Origin of the sequence: Fodinicurvata sediminis DSM 21159 (genome assembly GCF_000420625.1) — a bacterium.
In the GTDB taxonomy this organism is placed as follows: domain Bacteria; phylum Pseudomonadota; class Alphaproteobacteria; order Kiloniellales; family DSM-21159; genus Fodinicurvata; species Fodinicurvata sediminis.
In genome coordinates this window covers 164,457-170,576 of record NZ_ATVH01000020.1, presented here as the reverse complement: position 1 = coordinate 170,576, position 6,120 = coordinate 164,457, and the positions used below count along the sequence as shown (strand labels likewise).

Genomic DNA, 6,120 nt, shown 5'->3' with positions numbered 1-6,120 from the left:
GCTTAAGAGACTGGAATAAAGCATAAAAAAAACCTCCCGCCTTCATAAAACCTCCCTCACCTTGAGGCTGCGCGAAGCGCACTCGAAAGGTCTCTTGCACCGGCGGCGCCGCTGGCATGCTTCCCAGCGCCAAGCGTCAGCAGGACCCAGAGGCACTTTCTCCCAGCAAGCCCGCCAAAGCCTCCAGCTCCTCCCGCGACAACCCGCCGTGGGCCGGCGCCAGCAGGCCGCGGCCTTCCAGCAAGGCGGTGAACTCGCCCGGCGTCATGGCCCAAAAGACGACCGGAGTCAGCCCCAACCGCCCGAAGGCCAGGGCCATCAGGCGGCGCCAGTCGATGCGCCACCCGGCTTTCCCGGCGCAGCTTCGGCGGTACCGCCTCCATCCTTGTCCTCGCCCGCCAGCGCCTGGATCAGCAGTTGCGCCGCCACGGGCAGCAGGCGGGCCGCGCCGGCGCGCAGCAGGCGGTCCTCGATCTCCGGCTCCGACAGCGCCTCCGGCCCTTCCTCCAATGCCCCCTCCTGTAATGCAATGGCCAGCAGGGTGACCACCTCGCCGATGCGCCAGCCCTGGCCCGCGACCAGGCGTTCGGCCAGGTCGGGCAGCGGGCCCAACGCCGCCTCGGCGCGGGCCACGAAGGCGAAGGTGGGGCGCAGGCGATGGGTTCGGCCGTTAAGGGTCAGCATCACTTCGCCGCGCTGGGGATTCCCGGGCGCCGTCATGGCGTGCCTCCACCGGCGGTGAAGCTCACCGGCCCACTGCTCTCCAGGGTCAGCGAGAAGGTCTCGGCCTCGTTGTAGCTGCCGGTGCGCACGAAGCGCGCGATGCAGACATCGCCCTGGAAGGAGTCGCCGTTGTCGAAGGTGACGCGGGCGCGCTCCACCTGCCGCGCCACGGCGCTGGCCTGCAGGCGCGCCCAGGCGGCGCTGTCGTTGGCCAGCCCCTCGGCCTCGATGGTCAGGCGCTGCACCCCGGCGTCGGGCAGCAGTTCGCGAAAGCCCTGGGAGTCCAGGGTGGTGGCATCCTGCAGGTCGTTGTCCAGGCTGACCGCATTGCTGCGCAGCCCCGCCACCAGTTCGAAGCTCTCGGGGTCCTGGGGATCGGCCAGGTAGAGGCGGGCCAGGCGCCCGCGATAGGCTTGGTGACTCATGGCGTGCTGCCTCCTTCAGGCTGTGGAAAGTACAGGCCCTCGACCTCCAGGCGGGCCGCGCGCCAGGGCCGCTCCGCCGGTGCCGCCAGCGGCCCGCGACAGGTGAGCGCCGCCAGTTCCCCGCCCGGCCAGGCCAGGTCGGCGCCCTCCAGCAGGCGGCGTGCCCGTCGCAGCGGTGCCTCAAGCTCCTCGGCCGGCGCCTCCTGCCGCGCGAAGGCGGTGAGCGCCAGGCCAAGGCGCGCCAGGCGTACGTCCTGTACGTCCAGGTTGCTCTCCTGCTCCGGCCGCCCGATGGCCAGCAGAGGCAAGGGGGCCGCTGCCGGCACCGGCAGGGCGGTGAAGAGCGCCGGCCCGCCATGAAAGGCGGGCAAGAGTCCGGCCAGCTCGGCATCGCCGCTCAGGCGTTCGTAAAGTGCCGCCGACAGGCTCATGGCGCTGCCTCCGGCCGCACCGCCTCCAGCCGCACCTGCTGCAGGCCGTTCGGCCCTGCAGCGGGCAACAGGGCACGCAGCTCGTAGTCCAGGCCGGCGTGGCGCAGGCGGTCGCCGACCTTTAGCGCCAGATGCCCGGGCAGCCAGGCGCGTCCCGTCACGGCGCTCACATCATAGGGCGCGTCCGGCGCCCCGGCCGGCAGGCGCAACTGAATCTGGCCGAAGACCGGCCCCGCCTCCTGCCAGTCCACCTGCCACCGGCCCTGAGCGTCGCGGCTCTCGACCCGGCGCAGCCAGGTCAGGCGGTCGTTCAATCCCATCATGTCTGCTCCCTCACGGCTTGCGCCAGGGCCGCAGCAACAGGCGCGCCTCACCCGGCAGGCCCTGACCTTGCAGGTTGCGCATTACCTGCTGGTCGCCCAGGCGTTCCTCCTCCCGGCTCAGATCGGCGCCGCGGCCCAACAGGCTGCCGGCCACCAGGCGCAGGGCCTGGCGAATAGCGTCGGGCAGCGGCACCTCCCCCGGCCCTTCGCCCCAGCCCGCCTGCCAGCTTAGCGTCACCGGCACGCCGGCACGGAAACCGCTGGGGCGGGTGACGGCCCAGGGCCGGGCCGTGAAGCCCTCGGGCGCCAGGGCCGATCCGTCGATCTCGACGGCGGAGAGCGCGCTCAGCGGTCCTTCCGGCAGCTCCAGCAGGCGCCGCCGGCGCGGCGGCGTGATCTCGCAGGTCACCTGCCGTGCCGTCAGCGAGGCCGTGCCCAGCCAGGCCGCCACCAGCGCCTCGGCGGACTCGGCGGCCGCCATCAGCCGCGGATGGCCCGCATCCACCCCGGCGAAGGCGGCCAGCTCCGCCTGCGTTAGTAAAGACATCGTTACTTTCGCTCCCTTGCTCGAGAAAAAGCACGGGCGGGTCCAAAGCCAGGGACCCGCCCGTCAGTCAGGGGGGATGGGGTAAGGTCGCTCAGGCCAGGTGGGCCGGCAGGTTGTCGGCCAGCACGATGGCCTCGCCGGTGGCGTACTGGTAATCGGTGCGCGCCGTCATGGTGTACTCCACCACCCGGCGGCGCGGCTGCCACTGGCCGTCCACGGTCATCTGCCGCTGGATGCCGAAGAACAGGTTGCCCGCCGGCGTCATCATGATGCGGTTCCCCGTGGCGCCGGCCAGGTGCGGTTCGGGGATGACCGGGATGCCGAAATAGCGCAGCTCGGGGAAGCCGCCCACCAGCACCCGGTCGCCCAGGGCCGTCTGTCGGCTGGCCGTCTCCTCGGCATAGCGTTCGGCGAAGGCCACCGGCACGAAGATCGCCTGGTCCGTACGCCCGCGGAAGCGGACGGGCTGCTGACGCATTAGCAGGGCCAGGACATCGCGCGCCGTGCTGTCGGTGTCGATGCCGTGGGCCACGTCTTCCAGGTCCAGGTCGTTTACCGTCGCGTCGGCCTCGGCCAGGGCGATCCAGCCGTCGTTGATCGAGCGGAAGGGATCGCCGGTCTCGGCCTCTGCGCCGTTCCAGGCCAGGTCGTTGACGTCGTTGCCGAAGGCCTTGGCCAGCAGGCCGGCGATGGCCTGCTCGGCATCCTGCTGCTCGATGTTGTCCTCCAGGAAGGTCAGGGTCACGTCCTCGGCCCAGATCACCTCCACGGTGGACAGCCCGCGCCGGCGCACGCCCACGGCATCGGCCGGCGTGGGCGCCGTACCCTCGCTGCCCCGGCGCAGGCGGCGCGAGGTCACGGTCAGCTCGTCGGTATGGCCCTCGGGGCTGTTCATGCGCCGCACCTGCACGCGCGACAGGGCGACCTGCTGTTCGATCAGGTAGTCCACGAAGCGGTCGGCCGTCTCGGCGGCCAGCTTGCCGCCGCCGGTGAACAGGCTGGAGTCGATGGCCCGCGTCGCCGCCTCGCCCGAGCGCAGCTGGGCCAGCCGCGCCCGCACCTCGCCGGGATCCGACAGGAAGATGCCGCGGAAGGCCTCGTTGCCGCTCCCCGCCCCGTCGCGGGGCAGGATCGGCCCCGCCCGCTGCAGGCGCAGGCTCTCCCGTGCATCGGCCAGGCGCGCCTCGGCCTCGCCCAGCCGGGCCTCCAGGTCGCTGACCCTGCGGTCGCGCGGCCCGGCGCCGGCCTGCATCTCGGCCAGCAGGCTGCCGCGCAGGGCCTCCACCTCGCGCCGCACGGCGCCGGTCAGCGCCGCCTCCTCCGCCGCTGCATCCGCCGCTTCGCGGTCTCCGGCACCCTCCGGCGCCCGGGTCTCGGTCTCTGACGTCATGCTGTACTCCCTTGCTGTAGGTTGAATCTTCGAACTCGTACTGTCTGTCGGCGCCAGGGCGCGCAGTAGCGCCAGCGCCTGGGGGTTCGAGGGCACGGGCACCAGCGAGACCTCCAGCAGCTCCACGGCATCGAAGACCGTGATGCTGCGCCCGCCTGGCGCCTCCTCCTGGTGGCTCTTCAGCGGCAGGAAGCCCACCGAGACGGCCTGCAGGAAGCCGGCGCGCACCAGGCGCAGGGCCTGTTCGGCGCGCGGGTTCACCTCCGCCCCGGCGAATTCCACCACGATGTCGAAGCCCGCCGCCCCGGCGCTGTGGCGCACCACCCGGCCGATGACGTTGCCCAGCTCCGGCGCCTTGCCCTGGGCGGCATAGCCGTCGTGGCCCCAGAGGAAGACCGGGTTGCGGTCGAAGTCGCCGGTGCTGACCCCGCGGGGGTCGATGCGCGTGCCGTGGCGGTCCACCTCCGGGCCGATGGCGCGGAAAGTCACCCGCCGGCCCTCCGTCCCTTTGCCCGGTCCGTCCTCCGCAGGCAGGGCCGCCCCCTCGGCGCGGCGCAGCACGCCGGCCGCCTGGCCGGCCGTCTCCATCTCAGCTTCCATGCGCTCTTCCTTCCTTTTTGGCCCTTCAGCTCTCGGAAACGCCGGTCTCGCCGCGCGCAGCACCCGGGTCCTCGCCCAGCAGCTCGCGATAGCGGTCCAGCGTGATGGCCCCGTTGGCCAGCAGTTCCCCGGCCCGGCGCAGCAGGTGCTCGCGGTCCTCGCGCACCGGGCTTTCGAATTCGAACCACAGCCGGCCCCCTTCTGCCGGCCCCTCCGCCGCCTCCGCCAGCCGGGGCAGCAGGGCATGATTGATCGCCTCCTCGATGCGGCGCAGGCGCGGCAGCACGGCGTTTTCCTTGTAGGTCGCATCCGCCGCCTCGGCATTGGCACGGTTGGTGTCGGTGGTCAGGCCCACCTTGCTGGCCGGCAGCTTGTAGACGGCGAAGACCTGGTCGCGGCTCAGCTGCGCCAGCTCCAGGAAGGCCAGGTCCTTCAGCTGCCCGCCCAGCTGCTGCACCTGCCCGCCGCGGCCCAGCACCGCCGGCCCGCTGGCCGGGTCGCGATAGCGGTCCAGCCAGCGCTCGCGGATCAGGTCGGCCTGCTCGCTCGTCAGTTCCTCGGCGCTGGTGATGACCAGCTCCGGCGTCGCCCGGTTGCGCAGCAGCGCCCCGGCATAGGCCCGCGCCTGCTGGTCCAGCTCGTGCGACAGGGCCAGGGCCTCCACCGGCGAGGCGCCGCGCAGCGGCTCGGCCGGATGGGGATAGCGCAGGAAGATCACGTCGCGCGCCGGCAGGGTCTGTGGCGCCCGGCCCGGCACCTGCAGGCACCAGCCCGCCAGCTCCAGGCCGGCGCGGTCCAGCACCGGCCCCTCGATCCACTGCGGATAGAGGATCTGCAGCCCCGTGACCCGCGCGCGGCCACGCCCGTCCTGTTCCGTCACCAGGTGCCAGAAGGCCTCGCCCGTCAGGTCCAGGTGCAGCTGCGTCAGCTCCAGCAGGTCGCCCCAGGTCTGCAGCGCGTTGGGCCGGCACAGCAGAGGCGGAATCTCCGTCTCGTCCAGCCGCCGCCAGTGCTGTTTGCGGCCGCTTCTTTGCCAAAGGTCCCAGGGCGCGGCCCGCACGTCCTGGGCCAGCGCCCCGGCCGCCGCGGCGACCCAGCCGGCATAGGCCTCCAGCGCCTGCCGCCGCCCGCGGATGGGCCGCAGCTCCAGCTCCGACCCCTGGCGCAACAGGCCGGTGAAACCCGTCCCGCCACTGCTAAGTGGTCCCGCCACCGGCGCCGCCCGCCGTTTCGTCAGCCAACGCCACATTCACAGCCCTCCCGAGCACGCAGAGACGCCTGCGCCCGGACCAAGCCGGGCGCAGCGCTATGCAATCTTCAGTTTTCAGTGAGTCGTTCGACCCTCAGGTCACTGGCACGAAGCGTCCCAGTGTCACCAGCTCCAGGCCTTGTCGTCGAAGTCCTTGTCGAGCCCATCGGGAATCAGCGGCGCATCGTCACCGCTGGCAGCCATGCGCTCAAAAGCCGTGTTCCAGCCCTCGCGCACAGCACGGCAGGGCGTCAGGATGACGGCTCCGTTTTCGACCCGCAACTCGACCTCGTTCCCCAGGCCCATGTCCCGGGTCAAGGTTTCCGGCAGACGCACCACCTTAGACTTGCCGACGTTTTCCAGCCTGACTTTCATGACTGCTCTCCTTCACGAAGGATCCTACCGCAAGCGCGCGCGGCAGGCCAATCAAGC

General features: G+C 71.7%; 9 protein-coding genes. All 9 read right to left on the bottom strand.

The window, feature by feature from the left end; translation table 11 throughout:
- Positions 1-136: 136 nt before the first annotated feature.
- Complete coding sequence (locus tag G502_RS21175; RefSeq protein ID WP_022730058.1) at positions 137-319, bottom strand: phage tail assembly chaperone; 183 nt, start codon at positions 317-319, stop codon at positions 137-139.
- Positions 319-720, bottom strand: a complete 402-nt coding sequence (locus G502_RS21170; protein WP_022730057.1) for a GTA-gp10 family protein — start codon at positions 718-720, stop codon at positions 319-321. Before G502_RS21170 ends, G502_RS21175 begins: the two co-directional genes overlap by 1 nt.
- Positions 717-1,148, bottom strand: coding sequence for a phage tail tube protein (locus G502_RS21165; RefSeq protein ID WP_022730056.1), 432 nt, complete (start codon positions 1,146-1,148; stop codon positions 717-719). The genes G502_RS21170 and G502_RS21165 overlap by 4 nt, the downstream gene beginning before the upstream one ends.
- Positions 1,145-1,579 (bottom strand): tail completion protein gp17, encoded by a 435-nt coding sequence (gp17, locus tag G502_RS0117880; protein WP_022730055.1) that lies wholly within the window; start codon positions 1,577-1,579, stop codon positions 1,145-1,147. Before gp17 ends, G502_RS21165 begins: the two co-directional genes overlap by 4 nt.
- Complete coding sequence (locus G502_RS0117875; RefSeq protein ID WP_022730054.1) at positions 1,576-1,902, bottom strand: head-tail adaptor protein; 327 nt, start codon at positions 1,900-1,902, stop codon at positions 1,576-1,578. Before G502_RS0117875 ends, gp17 begins: the two co-directional genes overlap by 4 nt.
- 10 nt (positions 1,903-1,912) lie before the next feature.
- Positions 1,913-2,449 carry a hypothetical protein gene (locus G502_RS0117870; protein WP_022730053.1) on the bottom strand — a complete coding sequence of 179 codons (537 nt, stop codon included), beginning with the start codon at positions 2,447-2,449 and terminating at the stop codon, positions 1,913-1,915.
- A 91-nt stretch (positions 2,450-2,540) separates the two neighbouring features.
- Entirely contained in the window at positions 2,541-4,124 is a 1,584-nt protein-coding gene (locus tag G502_RS0117865; RefSeq protein WP_162141005.1) for an HK97 family phage prohead protease, read from the bottom strand.
- Positions 4,125-4,464: 340 nt separating this feature from the next.
- Positions 4,465-5,688, bottom strand: coding sequence for a phage portal protein (locus G502_RS0117860; RefSeq protein WP_022730051.1), 1,224 nt, complete (start codon positions 5,686-5,688; stop codon positions 4,465-4,467).
- A 123-nt stretch (positions 5,689-5,811) separates the two neighbouring features.
- The gene (locus tag G502_RS0117855; protein ID WP_022730050.1) at positions 5,812-6,063 is read right to left on the bottom strand and encodes an AbrB/MazE/SpoVT family DNA-binding domain-containing protein; all 252 of its coding nucleotides are present in this window, start codon (positions 6,061-6,063) and stop codon (positions 5,812-5,814) included.
- Positions 6,064-6,120 lie beyond the last annotated feature (57 nt).